The sequence below is a fragment of the Mesorhizobium sp. M0478 genome, assembly GCF_040321305.1.
Lineage (GTDB): Bacteria > Pseudomonadota > Alphaproteobacteria > Rhizobiales > Rhizobiaceae > Mesorhizobium.
In genome coordinates, this window is record NZ_JAMYRH010000022.1 from 18996 (window position 1) to 36081 (window position 17086).

Consider the following 17086-nt stretch of genomic DNA (forward strand, 5'->3'; position numbering starts at 1 on the left):
TTGCCGGTCAGGCCGGTTCCCTGGCAAACAAGCTGTCATAGGCTGCGGCAAGCTGCTGCTGCCCTTGCGACGCGATCGGCTCCAGCGGCGGACGGACCGCCAGCCAGCGCTCGTCGCCGGTCTTACGCGCCACCATCACCTTTACCGCCGGGGTGACCGGATATTTGAGCAATTCGAGCACAAAACTCTCGACGCGAGGATCGTCGCGCCCGTCCTCGGCCATGGCGCGGATTTCGCCCGGGACGAAATTGGCCATGCCCGAGATTGCGCCTTGACCACCCAGTCGCACCGCACGCGCCAGATGCCTTTCATCGCCGATCAGGATCACCAGATCGCCATGGGCGGCAAGCAGCGCCTCGCTGTAGCTCCAATTTCCACCGGAATCCTTGACCCCGGCGACCACGTCGGGAAAAGCAGTGCGCAACCGGCCGATCAGGCCAAGCGAAAGCTGCACCATGGTAACCGAAGGGATGTTGTAGAGCAGCACGTCACGGGCGAGGGGGCCGAGCGCGGCAAAGACGGCGGAGAACCAGCCGAAAAGGCCCTCCTCGCCGACATTCTTGAAGTAGCTCGGCGGGGCCAGCAGAATGTTTCGGGCGCCTCGCTGCAAGGCATGCTGTGCCTGTTCGGCGGCGTCTTCGGCGGCGTCGACCAGCACGCCGGCAACGAGTTGATGCGGCAAGATTCCAGCAGCCAGCATGGCTTCGGTCACCGACCGCCGCTCCGTCGTGCCCACCGACGCGCCTTCCCCTGTGGTGCCGAAAAGCGTCACGCTGCCGCAACCCTGCGCCAGGCAACTTTTGGCCTGAGCGATCATGGGAGCGGTGGCGATCTGCCCGCGGGCATCGAAAGGCGTGGCGAGAGCGGCCGAAAGGCCAAAGCGTGATGTCACCGGAAGGTCTCCGAAGTAGGTGTGTATGCCCTGCTAGCACACTAACATGTTAGTCGTAAATTGGGGTGGTGCGCTTTTTTAACGGCGGAGGGCCTTCACAGGTTCGAAGCCCATGGCGGATCGAGACCATTGGCGAAACAGCAGGATGGTCCAGTGTTCGGGCGCGGAGCGGCAGCTCCAAGCTTGTCCCCATTCCAGTCGATGGCTAAACTCAGCCTTCCCAGGGGAGGTTCTGACATGACACTTCAGCTTTCGGCGGATGCTGTCGCTCCTAAGGCGGCGGCGCCTCAAAAATACCTCTTCGGCCCGGTCGCCGATTTCCTCATGCTGGGCGGCAGCGCCTTTCTCATCCTGCCGGTGCTGTTTCTCGTTCCGCTCGAATATGAAGGTCCGGTGGCCGCAACGATGGTCTTCGTGGCCTATCTCGTGAACTATCCCCACTTCGCCCACTCCTACCAGCTCTTCTACCGCAATTTCGGGCGCAAGGTGACGGGCGACGGCTACGACAGGAGCCTGCAGCTCCGCTACATCTTCGCGGGCATTGTCGTGCCCCTGGTCATGGCCGGGTTCTTTGCCTATGGCGCCGCGGCGGCGAACACGCGCCTGCTCGGCTATGCCACCAACGCCATGTTCTTTTTCGTCGGTTGGCACTACGTCAAGCAGGGCTACGGCATGCTGATGGTGGATGCGGTGCTGAAGCGCAAATTCTTCGACGACCGCGACAAGAAGGTGCTGCTGGTGAACTCCTATGCGGTGTGGATCCTGGCATGGCTGCAGACGAATACGGCGGTCACCCAGGGCAAATATTATGGCCTGGACTATTACACATTCGCGGCCCCTTCCTGGGTCACCAACATCGCCATGCTGGCGGCCGTTGCGTCGACGGCGGCCACGCTCTTGATGCTGGTCAATCGTTGGCGGAAGAACGGCGGCGGCCTGCCCTATAACGGTTTGGTGGCCTATGTGGCGTCGCTCTATCTCTGGATCCTGATTGCGCGCGTAAACCCGCTTTGGCTGCTGATCGTGCCCGCGCTCCACTCGCTGCAGTATCTCGCCGTGGTCTGGCGCTACCAGACGAACGTCGAGCGCGACAGTTCCGATGCCGAAAGCGATCCGCAGCCGAAAATCCTGTCCTTTCTTGGCCCTCTCTACAGGTTTCGGCTCCTCGGCTTCATCGTCGGCGGCACGGCCCTTGGCTATCTCGGCTTCTGGCTGATCCCATCCGCGCTGACGGCTTTGATTCCCTATGACAGGCAAGTCCTGGGGTCATCCCTGTTCTTCTTCATCGTGCTCATCTTCATCAATGTGCACCATTATTTTCTGGACAATGTGATGTGGCGCCGTGGCAATCCGGAGGTATCGAAGTATCTGTTCCGCTGACTGATGCGCAGACTGTCGAGCCCGGTTTTCGTCAGCTGTCGAGTATGCCATCGCGAGCGTGATCGTCAGTGCAACGGAGAGCCCTGGAATGGCGGAGTGCTTTTCCGAGAGCCGCCTGGAAAATACCCTGCGGTGGCATCTGTACCGCCGTTGGCGCCGCCGGCGTGCCATCGATCATGAAGATGGACATTGAGGGCAGCGAAGCCGAATGCCTCGAAGCATCCCGCGAAGCTGGGCTGCAAGACGCTATCGGCGCCATTCTGGTTGAAACGCACGACCGGGTGTCGCCAGACATAGCGCGTCGGGTGGAGCGCATTCGCCAGCGCATCGCCCAGGAAACATCCGAAACATCAATCTGGAATGGATCTGACTGCGCGCCGTCGTTGCCCGGCAACCGACGGCCCCAGTTTGCTTGATCGGCTAACTTTAGGACAACCCGACCAGGGAAAGCGCCTTGCGCCGGACCCGCTTTGCCAGCAGGCGCGCGAGTTCTGCCGTCGACTGGATTGGCGGCTCGACATAAACCGGGACCTCGACCACCACGGTCTCTCGTTCCGGCGTCGTTTGGTGCGGACGGAAACATTGCGTGGCGTTTTTGCCGCACGTGGATCGGGAAATGCTAGGCCGGCTTGCGCTATAGGACGTTTTCCGGCAATGGAAACGCAACATCGGGGCGTTAGCGTAGAAATGATTGATGGATTGCGTGTGGCGGTGATCATGCCCGCCTATAATGCGTCGGCTACACTGGAGAAGACCTACTTCGCCTTGCCGATGCAATTGATCGACGACGTTATTCTCACGGACGATCTCTCGAAGGACGATACTGTCGGCATTTCGCGACAGCTCGGCATTCACACAATCGAGCATTCGATCAACAAGGGCTACGGTGGCAATCAGAAGACTTGTTACGATGCGGCGCTGCAGCGCGATGCCGATATCGTCGTGATGCTTCATCCCGATTATCAATATTCGCCCAGGTTGGTGCCGGCCATTGCCTCGATGGTCGCCTCTGGCGAGTATGATTACGTCTTTGGTTCGCGCATCTTGGGCAAGGGTGCCCTGCGCGGCGGCATGCCGGTCTATAAATATATCGCCAATCGCTTTCTGACCCTGGTTCAAAACATCCTGATCGGTCAGAAAATGTCGGAGTTTCACACTGGCTTTCGGTGCTGGAGCCGGAAAGCGTTGACCGAGATTCCTTATCACCGGTGCTCGGACGACTTTGTGTTCGACAATGAGATGGTCTGCCAGGCCGTCTATCTCGGCCTGCGTGGTGGCGAGATGTCCTGTCCGACGAGATACTTCCCGGAGGCGTCGTCGATCAACTTTCGGCGTAGCGTCGTCTATGGCTTGGGTGTCTTGAAAACCGCGGCGAAGTTTCGCCTCAGCAAACTGGGCATTCGACAAGATCCGTTATTCGTCGGGAGCAATATCTGATGAGGCGTCGGACACGAATGGCCCTCGGTGTGGCGGGCCTTGCGATGGTTCTCGTCCCCGCGGCGCTGTCGGGCTATCTCGACGATATCTTGCGGATCGCCAAAGCGAGCGTTCAGCAGACAGGGCTGTTTGGTTTCGTTGCGCTGGTCGTGATGCAGTTTCTAGTGGCCGCCACCGGCATATTGCCGGCGTCCCTGCTCGGGATCGCAGGCGGAGCGGTTTACGGATTCGCCGGTGGATCGGCAATGGCGCTCGTCGGGACTTTGGCCGGCGGCATCGTCGGCTACTACGTAGGCCGAAAGGGTCTCCAAAACGTTCCTTTTACCAACACGAAAATTGTTGGCGGCCTCGACAAGGTCAAACAGTTCCTTGCCGCTGACGGCTGGCGATCGGTTTTTCTGATCCGCCTGTCACCGGTCGTTCCCTTTGCCGCCACAAGCATTGCGCTGGGCGCGAGTGGAATTCGCCTCGCCGACTACGTGATAGGAACCGCAGCGTCGCTTCCCGCCCTTTTTGGTTATGTCTATGTCGGTTCATTGCTCGGCAATGCGGCGTCTCTCGAATCGCCTGAGTTTCACCAGGTTTTTTTGCTGATGCTGGCGGGAGGCGTTATTGCAGGCGCGACGTTGGTCGGCAGGTTCGTCATGTATAAGCACAATTCCGAAACAACCTGATGTGCTTGTTAGCAGTGGTATTCTCCACAGTCCGGTAGCTGCACTCCGCCTGCTCCGGGGTAATTTACAAGCGTTTGCGACGGTGACGTGAGATGGGTCGTTGCCTGCGAGGACCAACTGGTGTGGGACGGTGTGAAGAACAAGCCTTCGACCATGGCGTTGTAGTCTCGATTTGCGAGGACCGCGCATAGGCAAATAGCAACCGCCGCGACCCTTGTAACCAACCTCCACGAAGACGCCCAAATCGCCAGAACGATCAGAAGTGTTGCGACTGGCGCGAAGTAATACCTGAAGCCAGATCCTGATTGGAGCAGTGACTCGGCACCTCCGACGGCGAGAATCGCAGTAGCCGAAAATTGCAGCGCAACGATCGGGACGAGCAGCAGGATGGGCTGGCGGCGGGCGAGGAAAACTGCAGTTCCAAGCACGCCAAGGAAGACGATGGCAGCTGCTATCAGTTCAAGCGTACCCGGTGTCAAGTTGCTGAAAAACAAGGCCGGCCAAAGGATCGCACCACCCACCTTGAGCAGGAACAGGTCCGGCAAGCTTGCAAAACCGAGGAACGTGAACGGCCGTACGGCCAAGCCGGTATTCGTTGCCGGCAACAGTGCGCAGCCGATCTGCGTCGCCAATCCAGGAATAGACCAAACCAGAGGTCGGACAAGATAAGGCTGCCGTAGCACAAAGCCGGCAGCCGCCCATATGATAAGCGCGAAAGCTGCGGGGGTTCCTGTGAACGGCAGCACTAGAAGAAGACCGATATGAACGCGATTGAGCGGCTGTTTGAACGCTAACGACCCAAAAACAAGCGCGGCATAAACAGGTCCCCAGCCTTTGATGTGCAGTGCCGTTCCGAATGTTTCCGATGCAGTGACGCAATAGAGCGCGGTCGCAACCGCCAACAGGATTCCGGTTCGCCACGATATCGATTGCGTTGTGCCGGCGACAACAAATGGAAACAGCAAAGCCACCAGAAGACCGGAGCCGGTGTCAACGACCGGCCACCACTGAAGTCCGGCCGACACCGCAACGGCTGAAGATAGGTTTGCCGCTAGATCGTAGTAATTGCTTGCCGGGTTGAACAGAGCGGCTAACGGACCGTTCGCATAGGCATAGCCGAAGTACAGAGGGCCAATTTCAGCCCAAACCCTATAGAAAGTAAGCAACGCCGGGGCTCTTACCGCGACCAGGATCGCAAACAGTATCCCTGCGACGATGGTACACTCGGTCTTGCCCCTGGGGGATAACGAATCGTCTGCCCGGACATAAAGGAAGCTCAACCCTGCAAAGGCGAGAAACTCAACCAAAGTAAATGCACTGAACGGTGTCGACATCTGCCCCCCGGCTGGATGGCGTGGCGCCCCACGCGGTCTGGGGCGGTGATACAGACGGGATGGCGAAGAGTAAATGGCTACTTTTGCTACCCGCTCAGCGGCGCTCCAGACAGCCCGAAGACGAATTCTGCGGAGCTAGATCAAGTCCAGGATGTTCGGGTCGCCGCGCTCTGCCCGGAAGCGGTCTGCCCATTCGAGGTTTGATGCATCCCTTTGCAGCTCAACGGTCACGTTGCCGGGGTCCAGCTTGGAGGGCGGCTTCAGGCCCATCAGCTCGGCGACCTGACTGACGGCGTGGCGAGGGTCCTCGATCATTGTCTCGTATTCGAACCGCAAGGGCTCGATACCGGTGCGCGCAAAGAACATCTCCCAGCGGGCTCGTTCACGAGCAAGGGCGTTGAGCTGGCTCTGGATCAGTCCAGCGTCGAAGACCGGCTTCTGGGCCATCGGTTGGCTCGATCGGTATTGTCCTGTCTGCAGCGCGCGTGCCCAGGAAATCGCTTGGCCAAGCAAGTCGCGTCTGGTGAGCAGCACGAAGCGAAGATTGGGAAGGGCATCGACCCAGTTCACCTCGCCCGAAATCCAGTCGTGCTGGTGGGCAAATAACTTCAAGCCGTAGATGCCGTTGGGAGTGGCGCCCATGGTAAGGATTTTCCAGACCTGGCCGGCGATATCCTTGGGGTAGTCCGGGTCATCGAAATAGCGCCGCCCGCCCCAATTGAAATATTCCAGCGGATGTCCGAGCAGGCCCGTGCCGCTCAGATGCTGGCACAGGAAATTGCTGCCGGATCGTGGCGAGGTGCAGATGCTGTAGCCACTCAATTTATCGCGGTCCAAGCCGTCGAGCCCTGTCAATGTCCGACCCCTTTACGCGCCCGAAAGAGAAGCTTTCTGATGAACAGGGGGATCATACCGTTGTACAGCCGCTTTATCTCGTCCACAAAATTTGAAAGGTTCGAAAGCTGTTCCTCCACCCGGCTCAGCACAGCCGGGTTGTCGCCCAGCGCGGCGGCGCGCGAGACAGCCTCGTCCAGAACAAGCTGCTGGGTTCTGGCGATCTGTTCGCCAAGCTTCTCCAAAACTCGCGAGTTTGCGTGGGACTGAGCCAGAAGCGTCGCCAATTCGGGCGCATCCGGCCAGCCGTGCAATTCTTTCACGATGTGAAACCATCTTCGGCGTGGATGCGAGACCCCGATCTCTTCGATCCACACGGCGGTCGCAAGCGCGCGCTCATCGGGATCCAGCCCCCTGTCGGATCGCAGCACCTGATCATAGATGCGCACATGTTCCTCGACAAAATACGCATCGCCGGCCGCCTTCCGAAAATAGGTGGACACCGCCGCGGCATCGTTCGCATCGAAACCGGATATCGCGCCCAGAAGATTTTCGACCGTGGTCGGCTTGGTCAAAAGCCCAACGCCCAGATTGAAGCGACGCCATGCCTCCATGTTTGCGCTGCTGAGCAATCCCGCGAAACCGCGCGCGTCGCAAACCACGACGGAACAGCCGACCGCAGCTGCCTCGATGGCCATCCGGGCGGTTGCGAACACGATGTCGTAACCAAGCAGATCCTGTTCCAGCTGCTGCGAAAACCGCCCGGTGGCTGGACCTAGCTCATCCAGCTGGATGCCACTTCTCGCACAGGCCTCACGAACCGCCGCCTGGTGCTCGAAATTCTTGGTCAGCAGCAGGCCTCGCGCGGGTCTGGCGGGGAGCGGTGGGCGCTGTTTGAAGCGATTGAGATCGACCGCGTTGTAGACAAGGCTCATCTGGTCGGCCGGTATGCCCCTCGACAGGCATTTGGCTCGGCACGCCTCGTCGACCGCAATCCAATGGCGTATCTGGGGATGCAGCATCGGCGCTTCGACTTCAAAGAAGGCGCTGTGACAGGAAAATACCGCTGGCACGTCGGGAAACCTGGCGAGCGCAGTCAGGCAGGGCGTCAGATGCTGGGCGTGAATGACATCGGGCCTTTCGACGATCTCGGCAATCCGATCGACGACATGATGCCCGCGCCGACGCATTCATCGGCCATGTCGCCCAGAGTGGGAGCCAGCAGCATGGTCTGATGGCCGGCGCCGCGAAGCCCGTCGGCCAACAGTTCGACGACCGCTTCCGATCCGCTGTTTCGCGACAGGGAGAGATTGGTGATAAGAATTCGCAACGGGCGATTCCTTGCTTGCGCACTACATCTGATATGAGAGAGAAAGGCGCATGAGTTTCTGGCAGCGTCTTAAGTTGAAGCCGCTGACCAAACAAGCTTCGTCAGCATTGTCGCCGCCAAGGTTTGCGCCTGAATTTGTCCCCAGGCCATTCGGCTCGATCGGACCAGAAACTGGATTGGAGCCATTGTTGCCTGAAAAGTCAGGAGAAAAACTGGAAAACGTGCTGATCCTCGCTCACCCCGGGCACGAACTCAGGATCCACCATTGGCTCGAGATCGCCAAACCAAGGGTCTATCTTCTGACCGACGGATCAGGCGGCAAGGAAACATCGCGAACCCGCTATTCGCGCGATCTGGTCGAAGCTGCGGGCGCGACACGCGGCGCGGTGTTTGGGGAAATTCCGGATGGCGCCTGGTACGAAGCGCTGCTGGCCGGGAACCATGATTTCCTGATCGACGTGTTTTCGAGAGTGCGCGCCGATCTAACGACCGCAAAGAGTGTCCAGATCGTATCGGATGCGGTCGACGGCTATAATCCCATACATGATCTTGCCTTTGCGTTTGGCCAGGCCCTCTGCCGAGGACTGCGAAAGACGGCACAGGTCGGCAAACAGCTTTGTTCCGCTGCGGTTCCAAATGTGGCGGGACGTGTCGAATCGGCAATTCAGCTTTCCCCGGCCGCGCGGGCGCGGAAGATAGCGGCTGTTGAAAACTATAGTCCCCTCGCCGATGAAGCGCGTCGGATACTCGAGAGGGATCCGCAATGCTTCGACAGGGAAAATCTGATGTCCCAGGATTTTGACTGGAATTCCTCCTGGACACCGGAGTGGGAGCGCATTGGTAAACAGCGCGTTGCCGATGGCCGCTACCGCCAATGCATTACATACAGGGATAATGTCCAACCCGCCGCGCGGCGCCTCATGTCTGAAAGTGCTGCGGTATTTGCGGCCGCAAACTAAGTCTCAGGCTTTCACGAAACCAGTGAGACATTGCCGCCGGCATGGCGCTCGATGCGGCCGGCAAGGTCGAGTTCCAGCAGCACCATGGAGACTTGCGCGGCGTTGAGGCCGGTGTGGCGGATGATCTCGTCCACGCCCACCGGCGTTGGGCCTAGCACTTCGAGCACGCCGCTGCGTTCGTCCTCACCGGGCGGGGGAGTTGCCGAAAAATCGGGTGCCTTTTCTGGCGGCGCAATGCTTCGCGTTCGCGTGCCCGCCAAGGGTGCGATCGCACCGGAAACATCGGCCGCCTCGGTGACCAGGGTGGCGCCGTCCTTGAGCAGGCCGTTGGAGCCGGCGCAGCGCGGATCGAGCGGCGAACCCGGTACGGCAAAGACCAGCCGGCCCATCTCGCCGGCCAGGCGCGCGCTGATCAGCGAGCCGGAGCGTTGCGCAGCTTCGATGACCACCAGTCCGAGGGCGGCGCCCGCGACAAGCCGGTTGCGGCGCGGAAAATCCTGCGCCCGCGGCTGCCAGCCGAACGGCATTTCCGAAATAACGGCGCCGCCACGCTCGGCAATGTCTTCGCACAAGCCGATATTTTCGGGCGGGTAGGGGACATCGAGCCCACCGGCCAGCACACCCACTGTACCAGTCGAGAGACTGCCCTGGTGTGCTGCCGTGTCGATGCCGCGCGCCAGGCCGGAAACGATGACGTAGCCGTCGCGGCCAAGATCCGCCGCCAGCATGCGCGCCATCTTGATGCCGGCGAGCGACGCGTTGCGGGCGCCGACGATGGCCACCGCCGGCAGGCGAAAGACGGCTGCCTCGCCCTTCACGGCAATCAGTGGCGGCGGATTGTCCATGTTTTTCAGCATCGGCGGGTAGTCGGCCTCGCCGATGCCGACGAAGCGGGCGCCGTTTTCACTGGCTGCGTCGAGTTCCGCTTCGGCTTCCTCCACGGAAGGAATGCGCATGATCCTTTTGGCTCCGCCCGAAATCATCAGCTCGGGCAGCATCTCCAACGCCGCCTCCGCCGAACCAAAGCGGTTGATCAATTCGCGAAACGAGGCCGGGCCGACATTTTGTGTGCGGATCAGCCGCAGCCAGCTCAGCCGCTGCCGGTCGCTGAGGCGCGGCCCGGCGGCGGGCTTGCTCAACCCTTGGCTCCGATCTTGCCTTCGGTGCCGGCAAGAAGGCGCGAAATGTTGGCGCGATGTTTGAAGATGACGATCAGGCTCATCACCAGGAACAGCCCGGCGGTCTCAGGTGTGCTCCAGAAATAAAGCGCGATCGGCACGATGACCGCCGCCGTCAGCGCTGCCAGCGAGGAATAGCGAAACAGAAAAGCCATCGCCAGCCAGACGACGATAAAAATCAGCGCCACATGCCAGCCGAGCGCGATCAGCACGCCGAGATAGGTCGCCACGCCCTTGCCGCCCTTGAAACCGAGCCAGACCGGAAACAGATGGCCAAGGAAGGCGCCAAGGCCCGCCCAGAGTCCAAGGCCGGCCCACAGTCCGTAGTCGTGTCCAAAATGGCGCGCGATCATCACCGCCGCCGTACCCTTCAACGCGTCGAGCACCAGCGTCGCGGCGGCGAGGCCCTTGTTGCCGGTGCGCAGAACGTTGGTGGCGCCGATATTGCCGGAGCCGATTTTGCGCACATCGCCGAGGCCGGCCGCGCGGGTGATCAAGAGGCCGAAGGGAATCGAGCCGAGGAGATAGCCGAACAGCAATGCCAGGATAACGTTATAACTCATTGTTTGCCCCCGCATTTCCCCAGCAACATATCGGTCTGCGACGTGGCGCGATCGCTCTAGCTCGAAAACACTGTGCGGCCCGCCACCAGCGTTTGCAAGACCATGCCTTGCAGCCGCGCACCTTCGAAGCAGGTGTTTTTCGAGCGCGAGCGGATGCCGCTTTCACTCACGATCCAGGGTTCTTCAAGGTCGATCAGCGCAAGATCGGCCGGCGCTCCCGGCTTCAGCGTGCCGCCCGGCAGGCCGAACAGCCTTGCTGGTGCGGTGGACAGTGTTTCGACCAGCCGAAGTAGCGGCACGTCGCCATTGTGGTAGAGCCGAAGCGCTGCTCCAAGCAGCGTCTCCAACCCGATCGCGCCGGCAGCTGCATCGGCGAAGGGAAGGCGCTTGGTGTCGACATCCTGAGGGTCGTGCGAGGAGACGATGATGTCGATGGTGCCGTCCTTGACCGCCTCGATCATGGCCAGCCGGTCTTCCTCGGCGCGCAAAGGCGGCGTCAGCCGGAAGAAGGTGCGGTATTCCCCGACATCGTTTTCGTTCAGCGACAGATTGTGGATCGCCACGCCCGCCGTGACATTGGCCTGGTCGGCTTTCGCCCGCGTCACCGCTTGCGCTGCCGTCGCCGTCGAGATCTTGGCCGCGTGGTAGGCGCCGCGCGTCAGCCGCGCCAGCGCCAGGTCGCGCTCCAGCGGGATGGACTCGGCCTCGCGCGGAATGCCGGCAAGGCCGAGCCAGCTGGCATACAGGCCTTCATTCATCACGCCTGCCGAAGCGAGGTCGCCATCCTGTGTCTCATGTGCGATGACGCCACCGAAATCGCGGGCATAGGTGAGAGCCCGGCGCATCACCAGTGCGCTGGATATTGTGTGCCGCCCATCGGTGAAGGCGACCGCACCGGCCTCGCGCAACAGGCCGAATTCGGTCATCTCGCGACCGGCGAGGCCTTTGGTGATCGCCGCCGCCGGAAAGATGTTGACGCTTGCCGTGTCCCGGGCGGTGCGCAGCACGAATTCGACCAGCGCGACATTGTCGATCACCGGGTCCGTGTCGGGCATCATAACGACGGAGGTAACGCCGCCGGCCGCCGCCGCAACGCTGGCCGAAGCGATGGTCTCGCGATGTTCGCCGCCCGGTTCGCCGATGAAGACGCGCGCGTCGATCAGGCCGGGAATGATTGCCTTGCCGGCGCAGTCGACCACGGTGGCTCCCGCCGGCAGGCCCTGGTTCAGGGCAGCCTTGCCGGCGGCAACGATCTTTTTCCCCTCGACGATCACGGTGCCGACCTCGTCGATGCCGCGTGACGGGTCGACGATGCGGGCGCGCTCAAAGACCGTCGTGCTCATGCCACCCGGCCCTCGTTGCGGCGCGGGTCGAGCAGCGCTTCCATCACCGCCATGCGCACGGCGACACCCATCTCGACCTGTTCCTGGATGACGCTTTGGGGACCGTCGGCGATTTCGGACGCAATCTCGACGCCGCGGTTCATCGGACCGGGATGCATCACCAGCGCGCCGTCCTTGGCGGCCTTCAGCTTTTCGGCATCGAGGCCGAAATAGCGGAAATATTCGCGTACCGAAGGCACGAAGGCGCCTTCCATCCGCTCACGCTGCAGGCGCAGCATCATCACCACGTCGGCGCCCTTGAGGCCCTCGGCCATCGAGCGCGAGACGATGACGCCCATTTTCTCGATGCCGGTGGGCAGCAGCGTCGACGGCGCCACGACCCGCACCTGCGCGCCAAGCGCGTTCAACAGCATGATGTTGGAACGCGCGACGCGCGAATGCAGGATGTCGCCGCAGATCGCTACGATCAGTTTCGACAGCGGCCCCTTGGCGCGGCGGATGGTCAGCGCGTCGAGCAGCGCCTGCGTCGGGTGTTCATGCGCGCCGTCGCCGGCATTGACCACCGAGCAGCCGACCTTCTGCGCCAAAAGGGCGGCGGCGCCCGCAGACTGGTGGCGGATGATCAGGATGTCGGGCCGCATGGCGTTCAGCGTCATCGCCGTGTCGATCAGCGTCTCGCCCTTCTTCACCGAAGAGCTCGCCACCGACATGTTCATGACGTCGGCGCCGAGCCGTTTCCCGGCCAGTTCGAACGACGACTGCGTGCGCGTCGAGGCTTCGTAGAAGAGGTTGATCTGGGTGCGGCCGCGCAGCGTCGAGGTCTTCTTTTCGGACTGCCGCGAAATGGCGACGGCGCGATCGGCCCGGTCGAGCAGGAGCTCGATATCACCGGGGGAAAGATCGCGGATGCCCAGAAGATGGCGGTGAGGATAAAGCGGCAGGGACGAAGCGTCGGTCATCTCAAGGCGCTGCTATAGGGGGGAGAATTCCTTGCCGCAAGCGCCAGCTTGGGATTGCGGCCTTTCTCCCCGGTATTTTCGTCGCGCGCGCCGCCTGGCTTGGGCTATATCTAGCCGATTGCTTCGGATTCGAAGCCTTGTGATGATAAGGCCTTTCTACCGTTAGAAGGCCCTTCTACTTTCAGAAGGATTGGGCGTGACCGACGACGTGACCAACCAGCCGCCGCCGCTGACGGGCGGCAACGCCTGGCGGGGCGATCCGTTGCTGATCCAGCTTGCCGAGCGTTTTTCCGATCCGGTGCGCAAGGACCTCGACGGGCTTGGCCGGTTCGTCCTGACGCAGGAGGCGCAGGAGCTGGCGCGCCTCGCCAATGTCGAGACGCCGAAGCTCCGCACGCATGACCGTCAGGGCCGGCGCATCGACCTCGTCGAATTCCATCCGGCCTATCATGCGCTGATGCGCCGCTCGGTTGCCGGCGGCCTGCATTCCTCGATCTGGGAAAACGGCGATAGCGAGATCGGCCGTCGCCATCAGGTGCGCGCCGCGCGTTTCTACCTGACCGCCGAACTCGAGACCGGGCATCTCTGCCCCATCACCATGACCAGCGCTTCGCTGGCCGCCCTGATGGCCAGCCCAAAGCTGTTTCGCGAATGGGCGCCGCGCGTGACGACGCGCAAATACGACCAGAGCCAGAAGCCGCCGGTCGACAAGGCCGGGCTGACGCTCGGCATGGGCATGACCGAAAAGCAGGGCGGCACCGACGTGCGCGCCAACACCACACGGGCCGAACGCGCCGGCAGCGGCTTTTATCGCCTCACCGGCCACAAATGGTTCATGTCGGCGCCGATGTCGGACGCTTTTCTCGTGCTTGGACAGGCGCCGGAAGGGCTTTCCTGTTTTCTCGTCCCGCGCATCCTCGGCGACGGTTCCGGCAACGGCTTCCGCTTTCAGCGGCTGAAGGACAAGCTCGGCAACCGCTCCAACGCCTCATCGGAGGTAGAGTTCGTCAACGCCATCGGCGAGATGGTCGGCGAGCCCGGCGCCGGTATAAAGACGATCATGGACATGGTCACGCTGACCCGGCTCGACTGCGCCGTCGCCTCGTCGGCAATCATGCGAGCGGGGCTGGCTGAGGCCGTGCATCACGCCCGTCACCGCCAGGTGGCCGGCTCGACGCTGATCGAACAGCCGCTTATGCAGCGCGTGCTGGCGGACATGGCGCTCGATGTCGCCGCCGCCACGGCACTCTCGTTCCGACTGGCGCGCTCCTTCGACGAGGCTGCCGGCGACCGCGGCGAGGCTGCTTTTGCCCGCGCCATGACCCCGGTGGTCAAATACTGGGTCTGCAAGATCGCGCCGCCACTGCTCTATGAGGCGATGGAGTGCCTCGGCGGCAATGGCTATGTCGAGGAAGCGCCGCTCGCCCGCTACTACCGCGAAGCCCCGGTCAATGCGATCTGGGAGGGCTCAGGCAATGTCATGGCGCTCGACGTGCTGCGCGTGCTCGGCCGCGCGCCCGGCCTGTTCGAGGAGGTGCTGGCCGGCATCGACCGCGATCTCGGCGCCGGCGGACGCGGAACCATTGGCGTGCTCAAGGCGGCCATGCAGGTCGCCGGCACCGATGAGGGGTCGGCCCGCCTGCTGACCGAACAGCTGGCGCTGTCGGCGGCAGCTGCGGAATTGCGCCGGCTGGGGGCAGGGCGGATTGCGGACGCCTTCGTCGAGACGCGGCTCGCCGGCCAGTGGCGCAACACCTATGGCATGCTCGATTCGCGCCACGATGCGCGCATGATCATCGACACGCTCTATCCGCCGGTGAATTGAGGGCCTTCCGCCAGGCCGTGAACGAATTTGCCTGCCTGTGGACAGCCGTTAACCTTAACGAATGGTTTCCGTTGCAGCCGCAGGCCGCAGACCCCACTGTCTTTGTCACCAAAGCAGGAATGCCATGCGGCACATTTTGACGTCCTTTCTGGCCTTGCACTGGGCGCTGGTTTTCGCCCTGCTGGCGTTCATCTGTGTCGATGGAAACCGCGGCGTTGCGGGCGCTCTGGGCGTGCTCGGCGTCGTCGTGGAAAACACTCGTCTGGCCGATCTCGACAATGCTGCCGTCGTGGCGCCGCTGGCCATCGCCTTGCTGGTCGTGGCGGTGCTGTTTTGCTGGGTCTTCGTCGAGAGCCTGGTTAACGCCGCAGCGAGCCCGGACGAAGCCGACAGTGTGGCGCGGACCGCCTTCATTTCGGCATCCGCGGTGTTGTCGCTCATCCTGATCGGCGGCGCAGCGCGAGGCATCAACGGCCTGTTTTTGGTTGTCGCCGTGCAATTGGCGGCACTTCTGGCCTCCTATGTCGCCATGCTGGCCGAGCGGAGGTCGGTCTTCGCTGTCATGGTTTCTCGGGAGGCAGAGAGCCGCGCCACCGCCCATGCCATGGCCAAGGGTGCCGCGCACGGCTCCTTGCTATCGCGCATTTCCGGCCGTCCGGACATTGGTCCCAGCGGTCGCAGAGGCGGCTCCAGCCGCAGGGACGGTCACTGATGCGCACGCTGTTCGCATTGTGGGCCGCGCCACTCGCTCTGTTCTGGGGCTGGTTCTTCCTGTCGCTCAACGACATCAATTTCGGCTACGTCATGCTCAGCCGGCAGCTGCATGATTTCGTGTTTCAGCTCTACGGGCAGATGCTGGGCATCGATCCGGCGATCATTCCGGGCATGGTGGCAAGGGCCTGCATCTTCGACGGCTTCCTGCTGATGGCATTGTGGGCGTTTCGCCGCCGCCGCAACATCATGGCCTGGGTCAGGCGGCAGGCGGGGAATCCGGTTCCGTCCGATCGCGTGGGTCAAGCGACTGGAGCCGGTCCAGAACTCCCTGCAGAATAAAGGCCGCAGCCGCCGAATCGATCTTGCCGGCGCGCTTTCGGCGCGAGAAATCCATCTCGATCAGCGTCCGCTCCGCCGCCACCGTCGACAGCCGCTCGTCCCACAGCACAAAGGGCAGGTCGGTTATACCTGCCATGTTGCGCACGAAGGCGCGCGACTTCTGGGCGCGGGGACCTTCCGAACCGTCCATGTTGATGGGGAGACCGAGTACAAACGCGCCGACATTGTCCTTCTGCAGCTGGGCGAGCAGCGCTGCCGCATCCAGCGAAAACTTTTTGCGCAGGATGACCGCGCGCGGATGGGCGAAGGACAGGCCGCGGTCGGAAACGGCGACACCGATCGTCTTGTCGCCGAGGTCGAGCCCGGCCAGCGTCCTGCCGCCCTCCAGCCGTGCCGGCAGATCCTCGATTGCTATGATGCCCAACGGCTTTCCCCAACCAGTTTTACCGTGACCCAGTCTAACCGTGACCCAGACTTGCCGTCACAAAGAGCGCGACACGTTCTTTTGAACCGCGAGCACACTATGTCACTTTAATTTTGCTGCCGGCGTTCTATCTTCCGGCGCAACCAAAATCGAGGAACACGATCGATGAAATTGACCTGGTACGGACATTCCGCCTTCCGCGTCGAGACATCAGGCGCGAACATCCTGATCGACCCCTATCTCGTCGGCAACCCATCATGGACGAGCGGCTGGGAGGGGCCGGCGGAAGGCGTCACCCATGTGCTTCTGACCCACGGCCACAGTGATCATGTCAGCGGCGCGGTGGAGGTGCTGAAGAAGAGCGGCGCCCAGCTGGTCGCCAATTACGAGATCTGCATGTACCTGGTCGGCAAGGGCGTCGACGGCAAGAAGATCAATCCCGGCAATCATGGCGGCACCGTCGATTGCGGTGCCTTCACCACCACATTCGTGCAGGCACTGCATTCCTCGTCGTTTGGGCTCGATGGCGGCCAGAACGTCTACCTCGGCAATCCCAACGGGCTGGTCCTGCATTTCCCGGAGGACAAGACGCTCTACCATATGGGCGACACCGACATCTTCTCCGATATGGCGCTGATCGAGGAATTGCATGAGCCGAAGATCGGCCTCGTGCCGGTCGGCGACCGCTTCACCATGGGCGGCGCGGTGGCGGCCCTGGCCTGCCGGCGCTTCTTCCACTTCGACACCGTCGTGCCATGCCACTTCGGCACCTTCCCGATCATCGACGCGACGGCGGAGAAGTTCGTGGCCGGCCTCGAAGGATCAGGTGTCGACGTAGCCTTGCCAGCCATCGGCCAAACGATCACACTATAGAGCGATCGTTGAAACGATCCCTTGTCGC

19 protein-coding genes are annotated in these 17086 nt (G+C 61.9%); 9 read left to right on the forward strand and 10 right to left on the reverse strand.

The features are described 5' to 3' along the window. Positions 1 to 7: 7 nt before the first annotated feature. Positions 8 to 892 (reverse strand): dihydrodipicolinate synthase family protein, encoded by an 885-nt coding sequence (locus tag NKI64_RS30695; RefSeq protein WP_023670987.1) that lies wholly within the window; start codon positions 890 to 892, stop codon positions 8 to 10. A gap of 237 nt (positions 893 to 1129) precedes the next feature. Between NKI64_RS30695 and NKI64_RS30700 the strand changes: the two genes are divergently transcribed. From NKI64_RS30700 to NKI64_RS30715, 4 genes are all read left to right on the forward strand, one after another. After that, positions 1130 to 2272, forward strand: a complete 1143-nt coding sequence (locus NKI64_RS30700) for a hypothetical protein (protein WP_023712370.1) — start codon at positions 1130 to 1132, stop codon at positions 2270 to 2272. Positions 2273 to 2448: 176 nt separating this feature from the next. Beyond that, positions 2449 to 2688, forward strand: coding sequence for a class I SAM-dependent methyltransferase (locus tag NKI64_RS30705; protein WP_023713238.1), 240 nt, complete (start codon positions 2449 to 2451; stop codon positions 2686 to 2688). Positions 2689 to 2926: 238 nt separating this feature from the next. Next, positions 2927 to 3709 carry a glycosyltransferase family 2 protein gene (locus NKI64_RS30710; protein WP_196813777.1) on the forward strand — a complete coding sequence of 261 codons (783 nt, stop codon included), beginning with the start codon at positions 2927 to 2929 and terminating at the stop codon, positions 3707 to 3709. A gap of 17 nt (positions 3710 to 3726) precedes the next feature. After that, positions 3727 to 4383, forward strand: a complete 657-nt coding sequence (locus NKI64_RS30715) for a TVP38/TMEM64 family protein (RefSeq protein ID WP_023712368.1) — start codon at positions 3727 to 3729, stop codon at positions 4381 to 4383. Positions 4384 to 4391: 8 nt separating this feature from the next. Here the strand turns inward: NKI64_RS30715 and NKI64_RS30720 are convergent, their stop codons facing one another. The 4 genes from NKI64_RS30720 to NKI64_RS30735 all read right to left on the reverse strand — a co-directional run bounded on the left by NKI64_RS30720 (position 4392) and on the right by NKI64_RS30735 (position 7881). Then, positions 4392 to 5717, reverse strand: coding sequence for a hypothetical protein (locus NKI64_RS30720; RefSeq protein ID WP_352671893.1), 1326 nt, complete (start codon positions 5715 to 5717; stop codon positions 4392 to 4394). A 135-nt stretch (positions 5718 to 5852) separates the two neighbouring features. Continuing rightward, the gene (locus NKI64_RS30725) at positions 5853 to 6572 is read right to left on the reverse strand and encodes a Stf0 family sulfotransferase (protein ID WP_023688604.1); all 720 of its coding nucleotides are present in this window, start codon (positions 6570 to 6572) and stop codon (positions 5853 to 5855) included. Then, a complete protein-coding gene (locus NKI64_RS30730; RefSeq protein WP_352671895.1) occupies positions 6569 to 7741 on the reverse strand; it encodes a glycosyltransferase in 1173 nt (390 codons plus the stop codon). Before NKI64_RS30730 ends, NKI64_RS30725 begins: the two co-directional genes overlap by 4 nt. Next, positions 7660 to 7881 (reverse strand): glycosyltransferase family protein, encoded by a 222-nt coding sequence (locus NKI64_RS30735; protein ID WP_352671897.1) that lies wholly within the window; start codon positions 7879 to 7881, stop codon positions 7660 to 7662. Before NKI64_RS30735 ends, NKI64_RS30730 begins: the two co-directional genes overlap by 82 nt. A gap of 50 nt (positions 7882 to 7931) precedes the next feature. On the opposite strand from NKI64_RS30735, the gene NKI64_RS30740 reads away from it, so the two are divergent. Continuing rightward, entirely contained in the window at positions 7932 to 8840 is a 909-nt protein-coding gene (locus NKI64_RS30740; RefSeq protein WP_245263954.1) for a hypothetical protein, read from the forward strand. 11 nt (positions 8841 to 8851) lie between these two features. Here NKI64_RS30740 and dprA read toward each other — a convergent pair whose 3' ends face one another. From dprA to NKI64_RS30760, 4 genes are read right to left on the reverse strand one after another with little or no spacing between them, the layout of a single operon-like run. After that, positions 8852 to 9979: a DNA-processing protein DprA gene (gene dprA / locus NKI64_RS30745; protein WP_031199582.1), complete on the reverse strand. Its 1128-nt coding sequence runs from the start codon at positions 9977 to 9979 to the stop codon at positions 8852 to 8854. Next, on the reverse strand, positions 9976 to 10581 hold the full coding sequence (plsY, locus tag NKI64_RS30750) for a glycerol-3-phosphate 1-O-acyltransferase PlsY (protein WP_023696534.1): 606 nt from the start codon (positions 10579 to 10581) through the stop codon (positions 9976 to 9978). The genes dprA and plsY overlap by 4 nt, the downstream gene beginning before the upstream one ends. Positions 10582 to 10637: 56 nt before the next feature. Then, entirely contained in the window at positions 10638 to 11924 is a 1287-nt protein-coding gene (locus NKI64_RS30755) for a dihydroorotase (protein ID WP_023684667.1), read from the reverse strand. Further along, a complete protein-coding gene (locus NKI64_RS30760; RefSeq protein ID WP_023684668.1) occupies positions 11921 to 12883 on the reverse strand; it encodes an aspartate carbamoyltransferase catalytic subunit in 963 nt (320 codons plus the stop codon). Before NKI64_RS30760 ends, NKI64_RS30755 begins: the two co-directional genes overlap by 4 nt. Before the next feature lie 196 nt (positions 12884 to 13079). On the opposite strand from NKI64_RS30760, the gene NKI64_RS30765 reads away from it, so the two are divergent. The 3 genes from NKI64_RS30765 (at position 13080) to NKI64_RS30775 (ending at position 15761) form a co-directional block, all read left to right on the forward strand. Then, on the forward strand, positions 13080 to 14708 hold the full coding sequence (locus NKI64_RS30765; protein ID WP_023670993.1) for a DNA alkylation response protein: 1629 nt from the start codon (positions 13080 to 13082) through the stop codon (positions 14706 to 14708). A gap of 124 nt (positions 14709 to 14832) precedes the next feature. Beyond that, on the forward strand, positions 14833 to 15420 hold the full coding sequence (locus NKI64_RS30770) for a hypothetical protein (RefSeq protein WP_023726664.1): 588 nt from the start codon (positions 14833 to 14835) through the stop codon (positions 15418 to 15420). Continuing rightward, positions 15420 to 15761 carry a DUF6105 family protein gene (locus NKI64_RS30775; RefSeq protein WP_023670995.1) on the forward strand — a complete coding sequence of 114 codons (342 nt, stop codon included), beginning with the start codon at positions 15420 to 15422 and terminating at the stop codon, positions 15759 to 15761. Before NKI64_RS30770 ends, NKI64_RS30775 begins: the two co-directional genes overlap by 1 nt. Here the strand turns inward: NKI64_RS30775 and ruvX are convergent. Further along, complete coding sequence (gene ruvX, locus NKI64_RS30780; protein ID WP_023688595.1) at positions 15679 to 16185, reverse strand: Holliday junction resolvase RuvX; 507 nt, start codon at positions 16183 to 16185, stop codon at positions 15679 to 15681. The two genes, NKI64_RS30775 and ruvX, sit on opposite strands and share 83 nt — an antisense overlap. A 165-nt stretch (positions 16186 to 16350) precedes the next feature. On the opposite strand from ruvX, the gene NKI64_RS30785 reads away from it, so the two are divergent. Then, positions 16351 to 17058, forward strand: a complete 708-nt coding sequence (locus NKI64_RS30785; RefSeq protein ID WP_023670997.1) for a metal-dependent hydrolase — start codon at positions 16351 to 16353, stop codon at positions 17056 to 17058. Positions 17059 to 17086 lie beyond the last annotated feature (28 nt).

What these genes read in the sequence shown, in the direction of transcription:
- NKI64_RS30700 (WP_023712370.1), top strand. Translation starts at nt 1,130, where the DNA reads ATGACACTTCAGCTTTCGGCGGATGCTGTCGCTCCTAAGGCGGCGGCG.
- NKI64_RS30705 (WP_023713238.1), top strand. Translation starts at nt 2,449, where the DNA reads ATGAAGATGGACATTGAGGGCAGCGAAGCCGAATGCCTCGAAGCATCC.
- NKI64_RS30710 (WP_196813777.1), top strand. Translation starts at nt 2,927, where the DNA reads ATGGAAACGCAACATCGGGGCGTTAGCGTAGAAATGATTGATGGATTG.
- NKI64_RS30715 (WP_023712368.1), top strand. Translation starts at nt 3,727, where the DNA reads ATGGCCCTCGGTGTGGCGGGCCTTGCGATGGTTCTCGTCCCCGCGGCG.
- NKI64_RS30720 (WP_352671893.1), bottom strand. Translation starts at nt 5,717, where the DNA reads ATGTCGACACCGTTCAGTGCATTTACTTTGGTTGAGTTTCTCGCCTTT.
- NKI64_RS30730 (WP_352671895.1), bottom strand. Translation starts at nt 7,741, where the DNA reads ATGCGTCGGCGCGGGCATCATGTCGTCGATCGGATTGCCGAGATCGTC.
- NKI64_RS30740 (WP_245263954.1), top strand. Translation starts at nt 7,932, where the DNA reads ATGAGTTTCTGGCAGCGTCTTAAGTTGAAGCCGCTGACCAAACAAGCT.
- plsY (WP_023696534.1), bottom strand. Translation starts at nt 10,581, where the DNA reads ATGAGTTATAACGTTATCCTGGCATTGCTGTTCGGCTATCTCCTCGGC.
- NKI64_RS30755 (WP_023684667.1), bottom strand. Translation starts at nt 11,924, where the DNA reads ATGAGCACGACGGTCTTTGAGCGCGCCCGCATCGTCGACCCGTCACGC.
- NKI64_RS30760 (WP_023684668.1), bottom strand. Translation starts at nt 12,883, where the DNA reads ATGACCGACGCTTCGTCCCTGCCGCTTTATCCTCACCGCCATCTTCTG.
- NKI64_RS30770 (WP_023726664.1), top strand. Translation starts at nt 14,833, where the DNA reads ATGCGGCACATTTTGACGTCCTTTCTGGCCTTGCACTGGGCGCTGGTT.
- NKI64_RS30775 (WP_023670995.1), top strand. Translation starts at nt 15,420, where the DNA reads ATGCGCACGCTGTTCGCATTGTGGGCCGCGCCACTCGCTCTGTTCTGG.
- NKI64_RS30785 (WP_023670997.1), top strand. Translation starts at nt 16,351, where the DNA reads ATGAAATTGACCTGGTACGGACATTCCGCCTTCCGCGTCGAGACATCA.